Annotated in this window: 10 protein-coding genes; all 10 read left to right on the forward strand. The window is 69.8% G+C overall.

All coding sequences use genetic code 11. The features are described 5' to 3' along the window. The first annotated feature begins 154 nt into the window (after nucleotides 1-154). The 10 genes from Q352_RS0108505 (at nucleotide 155) to Q352_RS20330 (ending at nucleotide 20,307) form a co-directional block, all read left to right on the forward strand. On the forward strand, nucleotides 155-4,459 hold the full coding sequence (locus Q352_RS0108505; protein ID WP_028498984.1) for a non-ribosomal peptide synthetase: 4,305 nt from the start codon (nucleotides 155-157) through the stop codon (nucleotides 4,457-4,459). After that, nucleotides 4,456-9,897: a non-ribosomal peptide synthetase gene (locus tag Q352_RS0108510; RefSeq protein WP_028498985.1), complete on the forward strand. Its 5,442-nt coding sequence runs from the start codon at nucleotides 4,456-4,458 to the stop codon at nucleotides 9,895-9,897. The genes Q352_RS0108505 and Q352_RS0108510 overlap by 4 nt, the downstream gene beginning before the upstream one ends. After that, nucleotides 9,894-10,931, forward strand: coding sequence for a Gfo/Idh/MocA family oxidoreductase (locus Q352_RS0108515; RefSeq protein WP_028498986.1), 1,038 nt, complete (start codon nucleotides 9,894-9,896; stop codon nucleotides 10,929-10,931). The genes Q352_RS0108510 and Q352_RS0108515 overlap by 4 nt, the downstream gene beginning before the upstream one ends. Continuing rightward, entirely contained in the window at nucleotides 10,928-12,640 is a 1,713-nt protein-coding gene (locus tag Q352_RS0108520) for an ABC transporter ATP-binding protein (RefSeq protein WP_028498987.1), read from the forward strand. The genes Q352_RS0108515 and Q352_RS0108520 overlap by 4 nt, the downstream gene beginning before the upstream one ends. Further along, a complete protein-coding gene (locus Q352_RS0108525; protein ID WP_051528789.1) occupies nucleotides 12,637-14,376 on the forward strand; it encodes an ATP-binding cassette domain-containing protein in 1,740 nt (579 codons plus the stop codon). Before Q352_RS0108520 ends, Q352_RS0108525 begins: the two co-directional genes overlap by 4 nt. Before the next feature lie 91 nt (nucleotides 14,377-14,467). Continuing rightward, nucleotides 14,468-16,627, forward strand: a complete 2,160-nt coding sequence (locus Q352_RS0108530; protein WP_276324989.1) for a TonB-dependent siderophore receptor — start codon at nucleotides 14,468-14,470, stop codon at nucleotides 16,625-16,627. Further along, on the forward strand, nucleotides 16,627-16,893 hold the full coding sequence (locus Q352_RS0108535) for a hypothetical protein (RefSeq protein ID WP_028498990.1): 267 nt from the start codon (nucleotides 16,627-16,629) through the stop codon (nucleotides 16,891-16,893). The genes Q352_RS0108530 and Q352_RS0108535 overlap by 1 nt, the downstream gene beginning before the upstream one ends. A gap of 7 nt (nucleotides 16,894-16,900) precedes the next feature. Beyond that, complete coding sequence (locus Q352_RS0108540) at nucleotides 16,901-18,397, forward strand: PepSY-associated TM helix domain-containing protein (protein WP_028498991.1); 1,497 nt, start codon at nucleotides 16,901-16,903, stop codon at nucleotides 18,395-18,397. Next, nucleotides 18,390-19,649, forward strand: coding sequence for a RhtX/FptX family siderophore transporter (locus Q352_RS20325; RefSeq protein ID WP_036385756.1), 1,260 nt, complete (start codon nucleotides 18,390-18,392; stop codon nucleotides 19,647-19,649). The genes Q352_RS0108540 and Q352_RS20325 overlap by 8 nt, the downstream gene beginning before the upstream one ends. Further along, nucleotides 19,642-20,307, forward strand: coding sequence for a 4'-phosphopantetheinyl transferase family protein (locus Q352_RS20330; RefSeq protein ID WP_051528790.1), 666 nt, complete (start codon nucleotides 19,642-19,644; stop codon nucleotides 20,305-20,307). Before Q352_RS20325 ends, Q352_RS20330 begins: the two co-directional genes overlap by 8 nt. The last annotated feature ends 186 nt before the right edge of the window (nucleotides 20,308-20,493 follow it).

Here is a 20,493-nt window from a genome sequence, read left to right on the forward strand (position 1 = left end):
GGGGCATTCATGAGCTGCTCCCGATCTAACGAAACAGTCCGGCCATCTAAAGCATTGCCGCCCGGACGCCCGGAGCAGGTGGAACAATGTCATATTTGAGAATGGTTGTTATTTACTGACAACTGACATTGACCTTTGCCCTCTGGGAGCCTTCATGGATCTGCCCCTCGATTCCCGTCCCGGCCTGCGCGACTGGCTGGTCACGCAGCTCGCCGAGCTGCTCGGTGAACCGCCCGATGACGTCCGCCTGCTGGCGGACGACGATGACTTGCTGGGTTGCGGCCTCGACTCGATCCGCCTGATGTACCTGCAGGAACGCCTGCGTGCGGGAGGGGTGGCCGTGGAATTCGCGCAACTGGCCCGACGCCCCTGCCTGGAGGCCTGGCTCGAACTGCTGCCTGCCGCGCCACGCGTGGCGGCGCCTGCCCGGACGGCAGAGCCGGCAGTCAGGCACGATCAGCCTTTCGACTTGTCCTCCGTGCAGCAGGCATACTGGCTCGGGCGTGGCCCGGACGAGATCCTGGGCAACATCAGCTGCCACGCCTTTCTCGAATTCCGTGCCCGTGAAGTCGATGCGCAGCGCCTGGCGGCGGCGGCCGCTCTCGTGCGGCAGCGCCATCCGATGCTGCGCGCACGTTTCATTGACGGGCGGCAGCAAGTGATCGAGGCACCGGCGCTGCCGTGCTTCGATCTGCAGGACTGGCGCCAGCATGGCATGGAACAGGCCGAGGCAGCCTGGCAGGCGCTGTGGCAGCAGCGCTCGCACGAATGCCTGAAGGTCGAGCAGGGGCAAGTATTCCTGTTGGGTCTGGTGCAGATGCCGGGGGGCGAGGATCGTCTCTGGCTGAGCCTCGACCTGCTGGCCGCGGATGTGGAGAGCCTGCGTCTGCTGCTTGCCGAGCTGGGTACCGCCTATGCCGCACCGCAGGCGCTGCGCGAGGCGCCACCGCTGCATTTCGCCGACTACCTGGCGCGACGCGCGCAGCAGCGCGCCGGGGCGGTGGCCACGGCACGCGAGTACTGGTTGCAGCGCCTGCCGCAGTTGCCGGACGCGCCGGGCCTGCCGCTGGCCTGCGCCCCCGAGAGCATTCGCCAGCCGCGCACGCGGCGTCTGTCGTACCGGATGCCGGCCGGCGAAAGCCGGCGCCTGGCGTCCCTGGCCGCACAGCACGGGGTGACGCTGTCGAGCGTGTTTGGCTGCGCCTTTGCCGCCGTCCTGGCACGCTGGAGCGAGAGCCCCGGCTTTCTGCTGAATGTGCCGCTGTTCGACCGGCATGCCGATGATGCCCGCCTCGGTGAGGTCATCGCCGACTTCACCACCTTGTTGCTGCTCGAATGCCGGGTCGACGCAACAGCCTCTTTTGCCGACGCGGTCAGGGCCTTCCAGCGCAGCCTGCACGACGCCATCGATCATGCGGCGTTCCCGGCGCTGGAAGTGCTGCGCGAAGCGCGCCGGCAGGGGCAGCCGCGCTCCGCACCAGTGGTGTTTTCCAGCAACCTGGGTGAGGACGGCTTTGTGCCGGCCGCGTTCCGCGACGTCTTCGGCGATCTCCACGACATGCTTTCGCAGACGCCCCAGGTATGGCTCGACCACCAGCTTTACCGCGTCGACGGCGGCATCCTGCTGGCCTGGGACGCGATCGTCGGGCTGTTCCCCGACGGGCTTCTGGAAACCCTGTTCGAGGCCTATGTGACCTTGCTCCGGCAATGCTGCGACGGTGGCTGGGATCACCCGCCGGCCCTGCCGCTGCCCTGGGCGCAACAGGCTTGCCGGGCCCGTCTCAATGCCTGCCCGGCACCGGGCGTGGCGCGCCCCCTGCATCATGATTTCTTCGCCCGGGCCACCCGCGACCCGTCCGCCGTCGCGCTTCGTTACGATGAGCGCTGCATGACCCGCGGAGAACTGGCCGGGCAGGCACTGCGCATTGCCGCCGGCCTGAGAGCCGCCGGCATCGAGACCGGCGATGCGGTGGAAATCAGTCTGCCGCGCGGCCCGCAACAGGTCGCGGCCGTTTTTGGCGTGCTCGCCGCCGGCGCCTGCTATGTCCCGCTGGATATCGATCAGCCGCCGGCTCGCCGCCGGCTGATCGAAGACGCTGCCGGCATCCGCCTGGTGATCACCGAATGCGATGAGCCCCGGGCGACGCCGCCGCGGCTCGCCGTCGAACGACTGGCGCGCACGCAGGCACTTGCCGCGCCGACGCCGCTGACACCCGGCGCGAGCGCCTATGTCATCTACACCTCGGGCTCGACCGGTGTCCCCAAAGGGGTGGAAGTCAGCCACGCGGCGGCGATGAATACCATCGACGCGCTGCTCGGCCTGCTGCGCGTCGGCGCCGACGATCGCCTGCTGGCCGTCTCGGCACTGGACTTCGACCTTTCCGTCTTCGACCTGTTCGGCGGCCTGGGCGCCGGTGCCAGTCTGGTCCTGCCGTCCCAGGCGCAGGCCCGGGATGCGGCCGCCTGGGCCGACGCCATCCGCCGCCACGGCGTGACCCTGTGGAACTCCGCGCCGGCGCTGCTGGAAATGGCCCTCAGCCTGCCGGGCACGCAGGCCGACTACCGCAGCCTGCGCGCGGTGCTGCTGTCAGGCGACTGGGTGGCGCTGGATCTGCCGGCGCGGCTGCGCTCGCGCTGCGCGGCCGACTGCCGTCTCCATGTGCTTGGCGGTGCGACCGAAGCCGGGATCTGGTCGAACCTGCAGTCCGTTGGCGTCGTACCGTCGCACTGGCGTTCCATTCCCTATGGCCGCCCGCTGCCCGGCCAGGCCTACCGGGTGGTCGACGCGTACGGGCGCGATGTGCCGGATCAGGTGGTCGGGGAGCTGTGGATCGGGGGAGGCAGCCTGGCCCGCGGCTATCGCAACGATCCGCAGCTGACCGCACAGCGCTTTGTCCACGACGGGCAGGGGCGCTGGTATCGCACCGGCGACCGTGGCCGCTACTGGGCCGATGGCACGCTGGAGTTCCTTGGCCGGGTCGACCAGCAGGTCAAGCTCCGCGGTCAGCGCATCGAACTGGGCGAGGTCGAGGCGGCGCTGTGCGCCCAGCCCGGTGTCGAGGCGGCTTGCGCCGCGGTGACCGGCAGCGGTACGCCCGGCCTGGGGGCGGTGCTGGTGCCACGGTTGCCGGCTGCGGGCGGACCGCCGCCGGCATGCCCCGAGACACAGTGCTTCGCCGGTCTGGGCGAGGCCGAGACGGTGGTCACCCGGCATCTGCTCGGGACGCTGCTGGAGGCGCCCCCGGAAATTCCCGATGCGCTGTGCAAGCGCTGGCTGGACTGGCTGGCGCAGTCGGCCGCGGGCGAACTGCCGGCGCTCGACGAAGCCTTGCGCAGGCTTGGCTGGCAGGCCTCGGTGCTGGCGGCCATGAGTCAGGCACTGCGTGCGCTGTTTGAAGGCGGGCAGCCGCCGGCCACGCTGCTGCTCGACCCCTGGCTGGCACCGCAGGCGGTGGCGGCCCGGTTGCCGGACGGCCGCGAGGCGCTGACCCGGCTGATGCAGGCCCTGCCGGCGCCGGTTGCCGGCGAACGCCTGCGGGTGGCGGTGCTGGATACCCGCGCCGGGCTCTGGCTCGATCGGAGCCTGCTGCGTCCCGATCTTGACCTGACCCTGTTCGAGCGCAGCCGTGGCCTGCTCGATGCCGCCGCCTCCCGCCTGCCATCGCGGGTCGCGATTCAGGCGCTCGACGACGGGCTGCTGCCGTCCGGACATCTCGGGCGCTATGACCGGGTAATCAGTTTTGCCGCGCTGCATGGCTACGAGACCCGCCGCGAAGGGCTGGCGCTGGCCGCCGCACTGCTGCGTCCGCAAGGCCGGTTGCTGCTGGTCGACCTGCTGCGGGCATCGCCGCTGGCCCTGCTCGGCGCGGCGCTGCTCGATGACCGGCCCTTGCGTCTGCCGGACCTGCCGGCGCTTCAGTCCGACATTGCCGACGCCGGTCTGGCACCGCGCTGCCTCTGGCGCAGTGAGCGGATCGCACTGGTCGAGGCGGTCTCCCCGGGCACCGGTCTCGACCCGGCGCGACTGCAGGCCGGCCTGGAGGCGCGCCTGCCGCAGGCCATGCGGCCCGAGCGACTTTGGTGCCTGCCGGCCTTGCCGCTGAACGCCAACGGCAAGATCGATCGCCGGCGTCTGGCCGCAAGCATGACCCGCGCACTGACGCAGGTCGGCGGAGACGACACGGCCGGCGAAGCGCTGGCGCCGCATGAACAGCGCCTTGCCGCCTGCTGGGAAACGGTGCTCAGGCAGCCGGTGAAGCAGCGTGACGCGAGCTTCTTCAGCCTTGGCGGCGACAGCCTGCTGGCGACGCGCCTGCTGGCCCTGGTCCGCGAGCGCTTCGGCGTGCGTCTGGGCATGGCCGACTTTTACCGTCAGCCGACCCTGGCCGGCCTTGCCCGGCATCTGGAAGGGGCCGACGCCGGCGTCACGAAAAGCCAACTGGAAGAGGGCGTGCTATGAGCGTGGGCGAACTGCTGGAAACTTGCCGCAACCGGCAGATCGAGTTGTGGGGCGAAGCAGGGCAGCTGCGCTACCGCGCCCCGCAGGGGGCCCTCGACGACGGTCTGGCCGAGCGATTGCGGGCGGCGCGCGACGTGCTGCTCGAACACCTGGACGCAGGGCCGGTCTGGCGTGCCGAACCGGCACGCGCCCATGAACGATTTCCGCTGACCCCGGTGCAGGCCGCCTATGTTCTCGGGCGTCAGGCAGCCTTCGACTATGGCGGCAATGCCTGCCATCTGTATGTCGAGTACGACTGGCCGGCCGACACCGATCCCCGGCGCCTCGAGGCCGCCTGGAACGCGCTGCTCGTGCGCCATCCGATGCTGCGTGCGGTGATCGAGGACAACGCCTGGCAGCGGGTCCTGCCCGACGTGCCCTGGCAGTCCCTCGTCGTGCACGACGGTACGACACTGGACCCCGACGCTTTCGGAGCGCACCTGGCGCAGGTGCGCGAGCGCCTCGATCACCGCTGCGCACCACTCGACCAGTGGCCGGTCCTGTGTCCCGAGCTGAGCATCGGCCGGCAGGGCTGCGTGCTGCACATGTCGGTGGATTTCACCCTGATTGACTATGCCAGCCTGCAGTTGCTGCTCGATGAGTGGCGACGGCGCTACCGCGACCCGCAAGTGACGCCACCGCCGGAAGCGACCTTCCGCGACTACGTGCAAGTCGAACAGCAGCGCCGCCGCTCGGCGGCCTGGCAGCGCGACCGCGACTGGTGGCTGGCGCGCCTGGACGACCTGCCGGGACGGCCGGACCTGCCGCTGCGGACACAGCCGGATACCCGCTCGACCCGTTTTTGCCATCTCCATGCGCGCCTCGACGACGACGCCTGGCGCCAGCTCTGCACCCAGGCTGGCGCGCGCGGACTCAGCGCGGCGGGTGTGGCGCTGGCTGCCTTTGCCGAGACAGTTGGCCGCTGGAGCCAGACGCCGGCGTTCTGCCTCAACCTGACGGTACTCAACCGGCCAGCGCTGCACCCCCAACTGCCGCTGGTGCTTGGCGACTTTACCGCGCTGAGCCTGCTGGCGGTGGACAGCCGCCACGGCGACAGTTTTGCCGCGCGGGCGCGGCGTATCGGCGAGCAAATGTTCGAGGACCTTGATCATCCGGTTTTCAGTGGCGTCGACCTGCTGCGCGAACTGGCCCGCCATCGCGGACGTGGCGCCGATCTGATGCCGGTGGTCTTCACCAGCGGTATCGGCAGCGTGCAGCGTCTGCTCGGAGACGCCGAGGCATTGAGTGCGCCGCGATACATGGTCAGCCAGACGCCGCAGGTCTGGCTGGACTGCCAGGTCACCGACCAGTTCGGCGGTCTGGAAATCGGCTGGGACGTACGCCAGGGCCTGTTCCCCGAAGGACAGGCAGAGGCCATGTTCGAGGCTTTCGTCGACCTGCTGCGGCAGCTTGCGGACAGCCCGCAGGCGTGGAACGCCAACGATGCCGGGCTGTACGCCGGGCCGGTCGCGGCGCCTCCGGTGGCGTTGCCCGGCACGGAGCGGAGCATTGCCGCCGGGTTTGCCGAGCGTGCGCAGTTCAGTCCCGATGCCCCCGTGATTCACGATGCGGCCGGCAGTTACAGCTACCGCCAGATTGCCCAGCATGCCACGGCGCTGCGCCGTGCACTGGAAGCGAACGGCGTGGGGCCCGGTCAGCGGGTCGCGGTGCTGCTGCCCAGGAGCGCCTCGCAACTGGTTGCCGTCCTCGGCGTGATTCAGGCCGGTGCGGCCTATGTGCCGGTCGACATTCGCCAGCCGGCGCTGCGACAGCGGGCAATCCTCGACAGCGCCGGCGTGGCGGCCCTGGTCTGCCTGGCGCAGGATGTGCCGGCGCAGATCGACTGCCCGTGCCTGGCCATCGATCGCCTGCCGGCCGATGCGGACTGGCCGCCGCCTGCCGCCGCCGCGGTGGCGCCGGACGATCTTGCCTACGTGATCTACACCTCGGGCTCCACCGGCACCCCCAAGGGCGTGATGCTCAGCCATGCGGCGGCAAGCAATACGCTGCAGGACATCAACGAGCGTTACGCAGTGAGCGAGCGGGACCGTCTGCTCGGCCTGGCCGAACTGAGTTTCGACCTGTCGGTCTACGACTTCTTTGGTGCCACTGCCGCGGGTGCCCAGATCGTGCTGCCGGACCCGGCGCGTGGCAGCGACCCCTCGCACTGGGCCGAGCTGATGGAACGACACGGGATCACCCTGTGGAACTCGGTGCCGGCCCAGGGACAGATGCTGGTCGACTACCTCGAAAGCGAGCCCGGACGCAGGGTACCTGGTCCGCGCTGCGTACTGTGGTCCGGTGACTGGATTCCGGTCAGCCTGCCGGTGCGCTGGTGGAAGCGCTGGCCCGACAGCGCGCTGTTCAGTCTCGGCGGGGCCACTGAAGCGGCCATCTGGTCGATCGAACAGCCGATCCGTCCGGCGCATGCCGAGCTGGCGAGCATCCCCTATGGATGCGCGCTGCGCGGGCAGAGCGTGGAGGTGCTGGATGCCCGTGGCCGGCGCTGCCCGCCGGGCGTGCGCGGCGAGATCCATATCGGCGGGGTCGGCCTGGCGCTTGGCTATGCCGGTGATCCGCAGCGCACTGCTGAGCGCTTCATTTGTCACGCTGACGGACGTCGCCTGTACCGTACCGGCGATCTCGGTCGCTACCTGCCCGATGGTAGCATCGAATTTCTGGGGCGAGAGGACGACCAGGTCAAGATCCGGGGCCACCGCATCGAGCTGGCCGAACTGGACGCGGCCCTGTGCGCACATCCGCAAGTGAACCTGGCGGCGACCGTGGTGCTGGGCAGCGCACACGAGCGCAGCCTGGCCAGCTTTGTCACCCTTCATCCGCAGGCGGGCGAAGCCGGCGACGCCCGTGACGGGCTCGACGCGGTGTGCGAACGGGCGCGGCAGGCACTGCAGCACGACTGGGGCGAGCTGCCGGCGATCGCGGACGCGGTGGCGGCACTCGACCGTGCCTGCCTCGCCTCCCTGGCCGCCTGGCTGGCCGGCAGCGGCATTTTTGCCAGCGCCGCCGGTCTGGACTTCTCCACCCTGTGCCAGCGGCTCGGCATTGGCGATGCGCGTGAGCGCCTGCTGCATCACTGGCTGCAGCAGCTGGAAGAGGGCGGCTATCTGCGGCGTGAAGGATCGGTCTGGACCGGCTGCGACACACGGCCGGCGGCCGACCCGGCGACGGCCTGGCGTGATTTCGCCGCCAGCGCGCCGTCGCATTTGTGGCCGGCCGGACTGGTTGCCTATCTGCGCGACAGCGCCGGGTCCCTGGCAGAACAACTGGCCGGACGGGTCAGCCCGGCGGCGCTGATGTTCCCGCAGGGCTCGGCGCATATCGCCGAGGCCATGTACAGCGAAGGCCTGCACGCCCGCGCACTGCACGCGGCGATGGCCGAGGCGATTGCCGCCATCGTCGAGCGCCAGCCGGCACGCCGCTGGCGGCTGCTCGAACTCGGCGCCGGCACCGCCGCGGCCAGCCGCGCGGTCATTGCCCGCCTGGCGCCGCTGGCTGACCGCGGCGTGGAACTGGATTACCTGTTCACCGACGTGTCCAGCTACTTCCTCGCCGCGGCGCGCAAGCGCTTCGCCGGACAGCCCTGGGTGCGCTTCAGCCGTTTCGACATGAACGACACGCTGAGCGGGCAGGGCGTGGCACCACACTCGGTGGACATCCTGCTGAGCTCCGGCGCGCTGAACAATGCGCTGGATACCCCGGCGCTGCTGGCCGGCCTGCGTGAACTGCTGGACGCCGACGCCTGGCTGGTGATCCAGGAACTGACGCGAGAACACAACGAAATCAGCATCAGCCAGAGCCTGATGATGGAAAACCCGCGCGACGGCCGGGCCGGGCAGCATCATCTGTTCGTTCATGCCGGGCAATGGCTGGAGTGGCTTGGGCAGGTGCCCGGCGACGTGGCGGCCAGCGTGGTGCCGTCCGGCCATGCCCTTGACCTGCTCGGTTACGACATCCTGCTGGCCCGCTGCAAGACCGGGCAGGCGCGGCTGGCACCGGCCGAACTGCTGGCGTTTGTCGAGTCACGCCTGCCGCGCTACATGCTCCCGGCACAGCTGCACGTGCTCGAACGGTTGCCGGTCACCGGGAACGGCAAGATCGACCGCAAGGCCCTTGCCGATGTCGCCCGCCAGCCTCGCTCCGTGCCACCGCGTGATGCGGCCGGGGAACCGGCGGATGCACTGGAACGTGCCTTGCTGGAACACTGGCGGGAGGTGCTGGACAACCCCGATCTGGGGGGCGATCAGGACTTCTTTACCGCGGGTGGCGACTCCCTGCTGATCGCCCAGCTGATCGCGCGCCTGCGCGACAGCCAGGAAGAGGCCCGCCGGCATCCGTTCGACCGGCTGCTGCGCTGGGCGCTGAGCCAGCCGACCGCGCGCGGCATGGCCCGGCGCCTGCGCGAAGCGCGCGAGGACACCGGCGCAGACTGCACACCATCGGCGCCATCGGCGGCGCCAGTCCGCAGCACAGACGGTGTCCCCGGCATGCCGCGCGCGCCCCTTGGCGATGGTGCGGCCCTGGCCGATCCGCTGGTGCGCCTGGCGGAAGGGGAGGGGGTGCCGCGGGTGCTGATCCATGAAGGGCTGGGCACCTTGCTGCCCTATCGTCCGCTGATTCAGGCACTGGGCTGCGAGCGGCCGCTGCTGGGCCTGGCGGTGCATGACAGCGAAGCCTATCTGGCGATTCCCGCCGCGCACCTGAATGCCTGCCTCGGCCGGCGCTATGCCGCTGCACTGCACGCCGCCGGCCTGCGCGAAGTGGATCTGCTCGGTTATTGCTCCGGCGGCCTGCTCGCCCTGGAGACTGCCCGGTCCCTGGTTCAGCGTGGGGTGCGCGTGCGGCAACTGGACATTGTCTCCAGTTACCGGATTCCTTACCGGATCGATGACGAGCGCCTGCTGCTGTTCAGCTTCGCCGCCACCCTCGGCCTGGATACCGCCGCGCTGGGCTTCCCCGGGGCCGCCGGGCTGGCCAGCCGGATTCATGCCGCGCTGGCCGGGACGCGTGGTCATCTGCCGGCGCAGACGCTGGCAACGCTGCCTGCCCTGGCCGACCTCGATGCCCTGCGCTGGCGTGTCCTGCAGGCCGCCAGCGGCAGCGCCGGGGCCGCCGGTTCCGGACGCGAGACGCTGTACCGGCTGTTCTGCCATTCGGTGCGGGCCAGCCAGGCCGAACTGCCGGTGCCTTACGTCGGCGCCCTGCGCCTGTTCGTGCCGGGCGCCGGCCATCCACTGGTACCGGACTACGCCGGGGCGCTGGCACGTGACTGGCAGGCGGCGGCGATCGGTGCCTGCCACCTCCATGAGGTGCCCGGCGGGCACTTCGATTGTCTGGGCCAGACACTGGCCGATTTTCTGCTGAAGGAGGTACGCCCATGAACGCGGTGCGTTCCGTCGTGGTCGCCGGTTCCCGGTTTGGCCAGTTTTATGCCGCCGGTGTCGCTGCCGATCCGCGCTTTGCCCTGCGCGGCATCCTCGGCCAGGGCAGCCGGCGTTCACAGGCACTGGCCGCGCGACATGGCGTCGACCTCTGGCGCGAGCCCGGCGCGGTGCCGGACGATGTCCGGCTGGCCTGCGTCGCGGTCGGCGGCGCCGCGCGTGGCGAGCAGGGACCCGCGCTGGCCGAAGCGCTGATGGCGCGCGGCATCGATGTGCTGATCGAGCATCCGCTGCTGCCCGGCGAATGGCAGGGCCTGCTGCGCACGGCCGCGCGCCTCGGTCGGCGCTGCCTGCTGAACACCTTCTATCCGCAGTTGCCGGCGGTGGCGCGCTTTATCGAACTGGGCCGGCAATTGCACCACTGCCGGGGCATTCGCCACCTGGAGGCAAGCTGCGGGGTCCAGGTGGGCTTCGCCACCCTGGACATTCTGGCGGCGCTGCTGGAAGGGGTCGGTCCCTGGTCGCTGGAGGACGCGGGCTGCGATCTGTCGGCGATGCGCGGGCTGTCCCTGGTGCTGGCCGGCGTGCCGCTGAATCTGCAGGTGCTCAATGAACTGGCTGCCGACAACGATGGCCGGATGACCGTGCTGCAGCGCCTCAGCCTGACGACCGATCGCGGCACCCTCAGCCTGGCCGGACCGCACGGGCCGCTGCTGTGGACCCCGGCGGTCGCGGTACCGGCCGTGGATGCCGACGGGCTGTTTGCGCCGTCCGGCGAGTCGCTGCCCACGGTGCAGCTCTGGCATGCCGAACCCTGCTCCTGGGCGCAGGTGCACCGCCACCTGTGGCCGGCAGCCGCCGCCGACGCCCTGGCCCTGCTCGATGATGAAGACGCCGTGCACCAGCGCAACCAGCGCAGCCTTGAGGTCGCCGCCGTCTGGCAGCGGATCGGCAAGCGGCTGGGCTTTCCCACGGCACCGCCGCCGGGGCTGGCACCGGCGAGCCTGGAGCAGGCGCTGGAGCGGGCCTCATGACCCCGGTGCTGTGGCGTCTGCTGCGTCCCTGCCGCTGGCGGCTGGGACTGGCCATGGGACTGCAGGCCCTGGCCGGCATCAGCTCCCTGCTGCCCTGGATACTGCTTGCCGGGCTGGCCGACTCGCTGGTGAAGGGGGCGGCAAACCCGGTGCTGCTTGCCCTGGTGCCGCTGGCCATCCTGGTCTGGCTGGTCTGCCAGGCGCTGGCCACGCATCTGGCCCACGAGGTGGATGCCGATGTCTGCAACGATCTGCGTCTGCGGCTGCTGGCGCATCTGCAGCGCCTGCCGCTCGACTGGTTCAGCCGCCAGGGCCAGGACGGTGTGGCGCGGCTGGTCGGGCAGGATGTGCGGGCCCTGCACCAGCTGATTGCGCATGCCCCCAACGATGTCAGCAAGCTGCTGGTGGTGCCGCTTGCCGCGATGCTGTGGCTGGCCTGGCTGCAACCCTGGCTGCTGCTGTTCTGCCTGCTGCCGCTGGGGTTTGCCGCCGCCGGTTTCGGTCTGCTGCGCTCGGCGCGCTACCGCGACGAGGTCATGCGTCGCAACACCGCCCTCGAACACCTGTCGGCCGACTATGGCGAGTTCGCTCACAATCTGCTGCTGGCCCGGCAATATCCGGGCGCCGGCATACAGCAGGGAGTCGAAACCTCGGCGGCGGCATTTGGCCTGGCGTTCTCGTCCTGGGTGGCGCGCGTCGGGCATCTGGCCGCGCTGGTCCATGTCCAGCTTGGTGCGCCCTGGCTGCTGGCCTGGTCACTGCTCGGTGCGCTGGTGCTGGACGCGCTCGGCGTGCCACTGGCCCCCGGCCCGGTCTGCGCCGTACTGCTGCTGGTGAGAGCGATGGCGGCGCCGGTCGAGGCGCTGGGTCATGGCAGCGATGCCCTGCTGGCCGCGCAGGCTGCGGCCGCGCGCCTGCAGCAGGTGTTTGACCAGGCCCCGCTGGCGGAAGGCCGGTCATCGCGCCTGCCCGCCGACGGTTCGCTGGTGGCCCGCGGGCTCAGCTACGCCTGTGAGGGCAGGGCGGTGCTGGAGGATATCGACCTGAACGTGGAGGACGGCAGCCTGGTTGCCCTCGTCGGTCCTTCCGGGGCCGGCAAGAGCACGCTGCTGTCCCTGCTGGCGCGCTGCATGGACCCCGACCGCGGCGAGCTGCATACCGGCGGCGTGGCATTGCGCGATCTGCCGTCGGCCGTCCGCCACCGGCATATCGTGCTGGCCGGCCAGCAGGCCGCGGCGCTGGAAGTCTCGCTGGCCGACAATATCGCGCTGTTCCGCCCGGGGGCGACCCTCGACGAGATCCGTGCGGCCGCCCGCGACGCCTGCCTCGACGACCGCATCATGGCCCTGCCGCGCGGTTACGACAGCGTGCCGGGACGTGATCTGCAACTGTCGGGCGGCGAGCTGCAACGGCTGTCGCTGGCCCGCGCGCTGCTGTCGCCGGCCCGGCTGCTGCTGCTCGACGAGCCGACCTCCGCACTCGATCCGCACACCGCCCGCACGCTGCTGCGCTGCCTGCGCGAGCGCGGTGCCGGTCGTACCCGTCTGATCGTCACCCACCAGCTGGAAGGGGTCCGTGACGCCGACCTGATTCTGGTGATGCAGGATGGCCGCCTCGTCGAGCGGGGGCGACATCCGGCGCTGCTGGCGGCGGGCGGAACCTATGCGCGCCTGTGGCACGAACAGCACGAACGGGAGGTGCACGCATGATGACGGTTCTTTCCCGCCTGCGCCTGCTGCCCGGCGACTGCCGCCGCGCGCTGCGCGAGGCGGCGGTCTGGGCGTCCCTGGCCGCCTTGCTGGATGCCGCCTGCGGGGTGCTGCTGGTGCCCTTGATCGAAGCCTGGTTCGCTTCGGGCGTCTTGCCCTGGCGCTGGGTCATCGCACTGCTGGGGCTGACGCTGGTGCAGTCGCTGGTGCAGTACCTGGCGCTGCGCCGCGGGTTCTTTGCCGGCGGCGCGCTGGCTGCCGGCCTGGTGCGCAGCCTGGTCGCACGCTTGCCGCATCTGGCGCCACCGGCCCTGCGCCGGATTGCGCCGGCGGAAGGTCTGTTGCGTGGTCCGGTGATGCAGAGCATGGGAATCCCTGCCCATCTGCTGGGACCGCTGATCGCCGCGGTGCTGACTCCGCTCGGGGTGGTGCTCGGCCTCGGTCTGATCGCCCCGGTCATCGCCCTTGGCCTGCTGCTGGCCGGAGGGCTGCTGTTTGTGCTGCTGCGCTGGAGCGGCCGGCACACCCTGACGGCGGAAAACGCACGGCAGGCAGCCGAACGCGATGCCGCCCGCGAACTGCAGACTTTCGCGGAACGCCAGCCGCTGCTGCGGGCGGCGGAACGTGAAAGCGTCGCGCTTCAGGACCAGGAAGCGGCGTTGCGGCGATTGCACGAAACGACCCGGACACTGCTGCGGCGGAGCCTGCCGGCCGGGCTGGGTTTCGCGCTGGCGGTGCAGGCGGTATTCGCGCTGGGCTTGCTGGGAGGGGCGTGGGCGGTCGGGCGGCAGTGGCTGGATGGAGCGTCCGTCGTGGCGATTCTGGTGCTGCTGGTGCGCTTTATCGAACCGCTGGCCCAGCTCACCCATCTTGACCAGGCCCTGCGCGGTGCCTGGCAGTCCCTTGACACGCTGATGCGGGTGTTCGCGCTGCCGCCGCTGGACTGCCCCGAGCCGGGCGAGCGCCCGCTGGATGCGGGGCTGGTGGCCGAGGGGCTGGGCATCCGCCTGGACGACGGCCGCACGCTGCTGGAAGACATCGCGCTGACACTGGCGCCCGGCTCGCTGACCGTCATCGCCGGTCCGTCCGGCGCTGGCAAAAGCAGCCTGCTGGCGCTGCTCGGCCGGGTTCACGATCCCGATACCGGGCGGGTTCTGCTCGGGCGGGCGGATATCCGCCAGCTGAGTGCATCGACCCTGGCCGCCAGCCGCAACCTGGTGTTCCAGGCGTGTGGCCTGTTCCACGGCAGTGTCGCCTGGAACCTGCGCATGGCCCGGCCCGATGCCGACCTGTCGGCACTGCGCGAGGCGGCGGAGGCAGCCGGCCTGCTGGAAGAGATCGAGCGCTGGCCGCAGGGCTGGGAGACCGCAGTGGGGCCGGGCGGCGGTCTGCTGTCCGGCGGTCAGCGCCAGCGTCTGTGCCTGGCCCGCGGATTCCTCTCGCCAGCGCCCTTGCTGCTGCTTGATGAACCCACTGCCAGCCTCGACGGCGCCAGCGAGGCTCAGGTGCTGCGCAGCCTGCTCGCCTTGCGCGGGCGACGCACGCTGGTGGTGGTCACCCACCGGCCGGCCCTGGCCCGCCTGGCCGATCAGGTGCTGGTGCTGGAGGCCGGGCGGCTGCGGTTGAACGGCCGGCACGACGAGCTGTCTGCCCGCGACCGCTGGTATGCCGGTTTCGCTGCCGGTGCCGGACCACGACAGGAGGAAAAAAGTTCCGCAATGACTGCGGATCGATAGAGAAAGATCGGCAATCGAAACAGTGCCAGTGATTATTTATTTAAAATGATAAGCATTATCATGTAAGCACTGAAGGTTTGACGGGATGAAAATGGAGACAAAGCGAAGCCGCTGGCCCGGGACGATCGCCCGCTGCAGGCCAACCCCGCTGCATATGGGCCTGTTGCTGGCGTTCAGCCCGCTGGCCGTCATGGCCGATGCGCGGCAGAACGGCGAGACGGATGTGCCGGAATTGCCCGCCGTGGTGATCAGCACCGAAGGCGCGTCGCCCGCCCGTGCGGCGGGCACAAGCAGTCTGGCGAAAATGCCGCTCAAGCCGCGGGAGATCCCGCAGTCGGCCAGCGTCGTTTCGCGCGAGCGCATCGAGCAGCAGAACCTGTACAGTCTCGACGAGGTGATGCAGCAGGCCACCGGGGTCACGGTGCAGCCGTTCCAGCTGCTGACCACTGCCTACTATGTGCGCGGCTTCAAGGTCGATTCATTCGAACTCGACGGCGTGCCGGCGCTGCTCGGCAATACTGCGAGCCCGCCGCAGGACATGGCGGTCTACGAGCGGGTGGAAATCCTTCGCGGTTCCAACGGCCTGCTCCACGGCACCGGCAACCCCGCCGCGACGGTGAACATGGTCCGCAAGCGGCCGCAGCATGAATTCGCCGCCAGCACCACCCTGAGTGCCGGCAGCTGGAACCGCTACCGCACGGAGGTCGATGTCGGCGGGCCGCTGACCGAAAGCGGCAATGTGCGCGGCCGTGCGGTGGCCGCTTACGAGAACCGCGACTTCTTCTACGACGTGTCCGACCAGAGCACCTTCCTGCTGTACGGCGTGACCGAGCTCGACCTGACGCCGGATACGCTGCTCACGGTGGGCGCGCAGTACCAGCACATCAACGCCGTCACCAATATGGCCGGGGTGCCGATGGCCAGGGACGGCTCCAGCCTCGGCCTGTCCCGCGACACCTATCTCGACGTCGACTGGGACCGCTTCGAGTGGGACGTCTACCGCGCGTTCGGTTCGCTGGAACAGCAACTGGCCAGCGGCTGGAAAGCCAAATTCAGCGCCGAGTACCAGAGTACCGACTCGCGCTTGCGCTACGCCGGCTCGTACGGTGCCATCGATCCGCAGACCGGCGACGGGGGCAGCCTGATGGGGGCCGCCTACAAGTTCAAGAGCATCCAGCGCAGCTTCGATGCCCACGTGACCGGTCCGGTGCAACTGTTCGGCCTCAAGCATGAACTGCTTGGCGGCGTTTCCTACGCCCGGAGCGAGACCCGGCAGGAAACCGCCCAGTTCCTGAACTGGGCGAACACGCCGGTCAACGTCTACCGCTGGGACCCGCACAGCGTGCCGAGTCCGCAGATCGGCGCCTACCGCTCGCCGGGCGACACCACGACCACCCAGAAGGGCCTGTACGGTCTGGCCCGGATCAAGCTGGCCGAACCGCTGACCGCCGTGCTGGGCGGCCGCGAAAGCTGGTGGACCCAGGACACGCCGACCGCGCACTTCAAGCCCGGCAGCAAATTCACGCCTTACGGCGGGCTGATCTGGGACTTTGCCGACAAGTGGTCGTGGTATGCGAGTTATGCCGAGGTTTACCAGCCGCAGGACCGTCGTACCTGGAGCGGCGATCCGCTCAGCCCGGTGGAAGGCAAGACCTACGAGACCGGGATCAAGAGCGAGCTCGCGGATGGCCGCCTGAACCTGTCGCTGGCGGCATTCCGCATCGATCTGGAGAACAACCCGCAGGAAGACCCCGACCACCCCGGCACCCCGAACAACGCCTATTACATCAGCGGTGGCAAGGTGCGCAGCCAGGGCTTCGAACTGGAGGGGACCGGCCACCTGACGCCGCACTGGAGCCTGTCGGCGGGCTACACCTATACCGACACCGAGTATCTCAAGGACAGCAAGGTGTCCTCGGGCACCCGTTATTCGACCTTTACCCCGCAGCACATGCTGCGTCTGTGGAGCAACTATGACCTGCCGTGGCAGGGCCGTCGCTGGAGCATCGGCGGCGGGGTGCAGGCGCAGAGCGACTACAGCGTGGACTACCGCAACGTGACCCTGCGCCAGGGCGGTTACGCGCTGGCCAACCTGCGGGTCGGCTACCGGATCGATCCGCACTGGACGGCGGCGCTGAACATCAACAACCTGTTCGACCGCACCTACTACCAGAGCCTGTCCAACCCCAACTGGAACAACCGCTACGGCGAGCCGCGCAGCTTCAACCTCACCTTGCGGGGGACATTCTGATGCCCATGCCGGTTGCCGGCTGGGGAGGGCGGATTGCGTTCGCCCTGGCTGGCAGTCTGTCGGCCGCCGCGGCGAGTGGCTATCTGCTGGCGCGCAGCCTGCCACTGCCCGATCCGCTGGAACGGCTCTATGCCGCGCTGTTCAGCGCGCTGGCGCTGGGCCTGTTGCTGCTGTGCGGCGGATTGCTGATCCGTGACCTGCGCGTCCTCGCCGGCGGCCTGGCGGCCTGCCTGCTTATGCTGGCGCTGGCTGTGGCGGGGCACTGAGATGGCCATGCCCGCACGCGCTGTCCTGCATGCCCTGCACGGCGGCGCCGGCGCACTGTCTGGCGTGCTGCTGTTCGTGGTGCTGTTCAGCGGCGCCTGGAGCCTCGGCCACGATGACCTGCGCGACTGGTTGCGGCCACCGGTGGCTACCAGGGCTGGCGCCCTGCCGGTAGAGCGCCTGCTGGCGCGTGCCGCGGAAGAGGGAAGCGATACTGCTTCTGCGAGCGTGCTGCTGCCGGGGCCGGGCCGCGATGTCTTCAGTGTCTGCGATGTGCGCCAGCCTTGCCGGCTGCATCTCGACCCGGCCAGCGGCCGGGTGCTGGCCGGGGTCCCGGCGCTGGATATCCTGCTGAACCTGCACAAGCACTTTTTTGCCGGTTTCCCCGGCCGGGTGCTGGTCAGCCTGTTCGGCATTGTGCTGTTTCTCCTGTGCCTGACCGGCCTGCTTCTGCACAGCCGTCGCTGGCGCGATCTGTTCCGCCTGCGCCGCGACCGCAGCCTGCGCGTGGCGCTGTTCGACCTCCACGGACTGATCGGGCTCTGGGGACTGCCCTGGCTGCTGTTGTTCAGCCTGACCGGGGCGCTCAGCGGGCTCGGGGCACTCGGCACCCTGCTGCTGGCGCCGGTGGTGTATCCGGCGCAGCCGCAGCGGGTGTTCGCCGAACTGATGGGGGCGCCACCGCCTGCGGCGTCGGGCCAGCCGCTGGCGACGCGGGTCGACCTCGACCGTCTGCTGGCCCGGGACGCGGCACGCGTGCCGGGCTTCATCGCCCAGCGTCTGACGCTCGTGCATGCCGGCGATCGCCAGGGCAGCGTGGAGATCGCCGGGGTCAGCCGTGGCGTACCCAGCACGGCGAATTTCGAGCGGCACCTGTACCGGCTTGCCGACGGTGCCTGGCTGGGCGACCGCAGCGCCACCGACCGCGGGTTCTGGCTGCGCGCCTTCATTGCCGTGCAGCCGCTGCACTTTGCGCAATACCAGTGGCTGGGCCCGGGCTGGTCGTCCGTGCTGCGCGGCCTGCAACTGGCGATGGGGCTGGGGGCCTGCCTGCTGTGCGCCAGCGGTCTGTACCTGTGGCTGCAGCGGCGCGCCCGCACGGCGGATCGTCGCGTGCCGCTGCTTTGGCGGCTGGGTCAGGGGGTTTGCGGTGGTCTGGTGCTCGCGGCAGCCGCGCTGCTGCTGGCGCTGCAGGTCGCACCGCCAGCCGTGCGTGCGGGGGCATGGCCGGGCCTGTTGTTTGCCGGGCTGTGGATCACCGCCGGCCTGGTGGCGCTGGCCGGGCCGCGTGACTGGCCGCTGGCCCGCGTGCTGTCGGGGCTGGCCGGCTTTGCCTGTCTCGCTGCGGCTGGCGCACACCTGATTTCCTGCTTTGCCCGTGGTCACTGGCCTGCCGCGCCCGTTGACCTGTGGCTGCTGTTATGCGGCGTGCTGCTCTGCCGGCACGCCTGGATGCTGACGCCTGCGTCCGCCCACCCCCGTCTTACCGGAGACCTTCATGCTTGAGTTGTACCGTCACCGCCGCCTGGTCATGACCCTGGCGCTGCTCTACCTGTCCCAGGGCATTCCCATCGGCCTTGCCATGGATGCACTGCCCACCCTGCTGCGCCGCGACGGCGCACCGTTGCAGGCACTGGCCTTCCTGCCGCTGGTGGGATTGCCCTGGGTGGTCAAATTCCTCTGGGCCCCCTGGGTCGACAACCACTGGTCGCGCCGGCTGGGCCGGCGGCGCAGCTGGATCCTGCCGATGCAGTGCGTGGTTCTGGCCTGCCTGCTGGGGCTCGCCCTGACCGGCCTTGGCGTGGAAACCGCCGGCTGGGCTGTCGGTCTGCTGGCGCTGGCCTCACTGGCCAGTGCGACCCAGGATATCGCTACCGATGGCATGGCGGCCGAGCACTTCAGCGGCAGGCTGCTGGCCAAGGTCAATGCGGTGCAGATCGCGGGGGTCATGATCGGCTTCTTCGGCGGCGGCGCCGGCAGCCTGATGCTCACCGGCCTCTTCGGCCAGCGCACGGCATTTCTGGCGATCGCCTGCGTGCCGCTGCTGAGCCTGTGCCTGGCCTGCGCACTGGGCCGCGGCGATCCCCGCGAGCAGCCGCCTGTGCCGCCCAGCCGGGCCAGCCTGCTGCGCTTCCTGCGCCGCCCGATGGCACCTGCGCTGCTGCTGCTGGCGCTGCTCTCGGCCATGACTGCGGTGTCCGGCTTTGGCCTGTCCAAGCTGTACCTGAACGATGCCGGCTGGGCGCTGGAGGATATCGGCCGACTCGGCATGAGCGGCGGTCTGGTCACGGTATTTCTCGGTTGCGGCGGTGGCGCCTGGCTGGTGAAGCGGGTCGGTCTCTGGCATGGCTTCGCCCTCGGTGTGGTGCTCGCCGGCTGCTCGGCGCTGCTCTGGTACCTGCAGGCCGGTCACTGGCTGCCACTGGGCGCGGGGCTGGCCTGGACATGCGTGCTTGTCGGCTCGCTGGCCACCGGCATTACCTCGGTGGCGATGCTGACCGCGGCGATGCGTTTTGCCGGTCAGGGCGATCAGGCCGGTACCGACGTCACCGCGGTACAAAGCACCCGCGACCTGGGGGAAATGCTGGCGTCCTCCTTTCTGGTCACGCTTACCGCTCAGATCGGCTATGCCGGTGGTTTTCTCTGCGGTGCCGCCCTGGCGCTGGTCGCACTGGTGACCGCCCTGCACCTGCACGGGCGCGAGGCGCGGGGAGGGGGCGCGGCGGGACTGGCGGATACGGGCGCCGGGCGTGCCTGAGTGCGATATCCATGTCTGGCTGCTTCACCTCGACCAGGCATGGGCCTCCCCGGATCAGCTGAGTCCGGACGAGCAGGCACGGGCGCGCCGCTACCAATGCCGGCATGCGCGCCACAGCTTCGTGCAGACCCGCGCCGCCCTGCGCCAGGTGCTGGGCCACTGCCTTGGCCTGCCACCGCTGGCCATCGGCCTGGAGGAAGGCCATCACGGCAAGCCCCGTCTGGCCGCTTCTCTCCCTCGTCTGGAGTTCAATGTCAGCCACAGTGGCCAACTGGCGCTGATCGCGCTGGGCAGGACGCCGCTGGGTGTCGATCTGGAGCATCTGGATCGCCCGCTGGACTGGCGCGAACTGGCGCCGGCCTGCTGCCATCCGGACGAGTTGCCGGTATTGCGCCGGATGCCGGACCCCGACGGTCACCGCCAGTTCCTGCGCCTGTGGACGCTCAGGGAAGCCTATGTGAAGGGCACGGGTGAAGGTCTGAGCCAGTCACCCGCAGACATCCGCCTCGAATACGGTGACGCCGCATGGCGCGTCGCCGGGGATGCCGGCTGGCATCTGCATGCCCTGACGCTGCCCGGCGGCTATGTGGGCAGTCTCGCCGCTACCATGAAAAACCCGGTCGTCAGGCTGAAAGCGCTGACTGCGACGCCATGGTGACGCGGTACCACGGGCGCTGATGCGCGTTTATTGCCTTGCTGGTCACGACAATCGGCGCAGCCGGATACATATGGCGTCCTATCGCTCCGGGAAGCAATCGGGGTGGTCTGGAATTTGTCGGCGCCTTTCGTTTCGGTCGCGCTGAATCAGCGGGCGTTTCCGTATTTGCACGATGGCAGAATGAAT

Source organism: Microvirgula aerodenitrificans DSM 15089 (genome assembly GCF_000620105.1).
Classification (GTDB): Bacteria; Pseudomonadota; Gammaproteobacteria; order Burkholderiales; family Aquaspirillaceae; genus Microvirgula; species Microvirgula aerodenitrificans.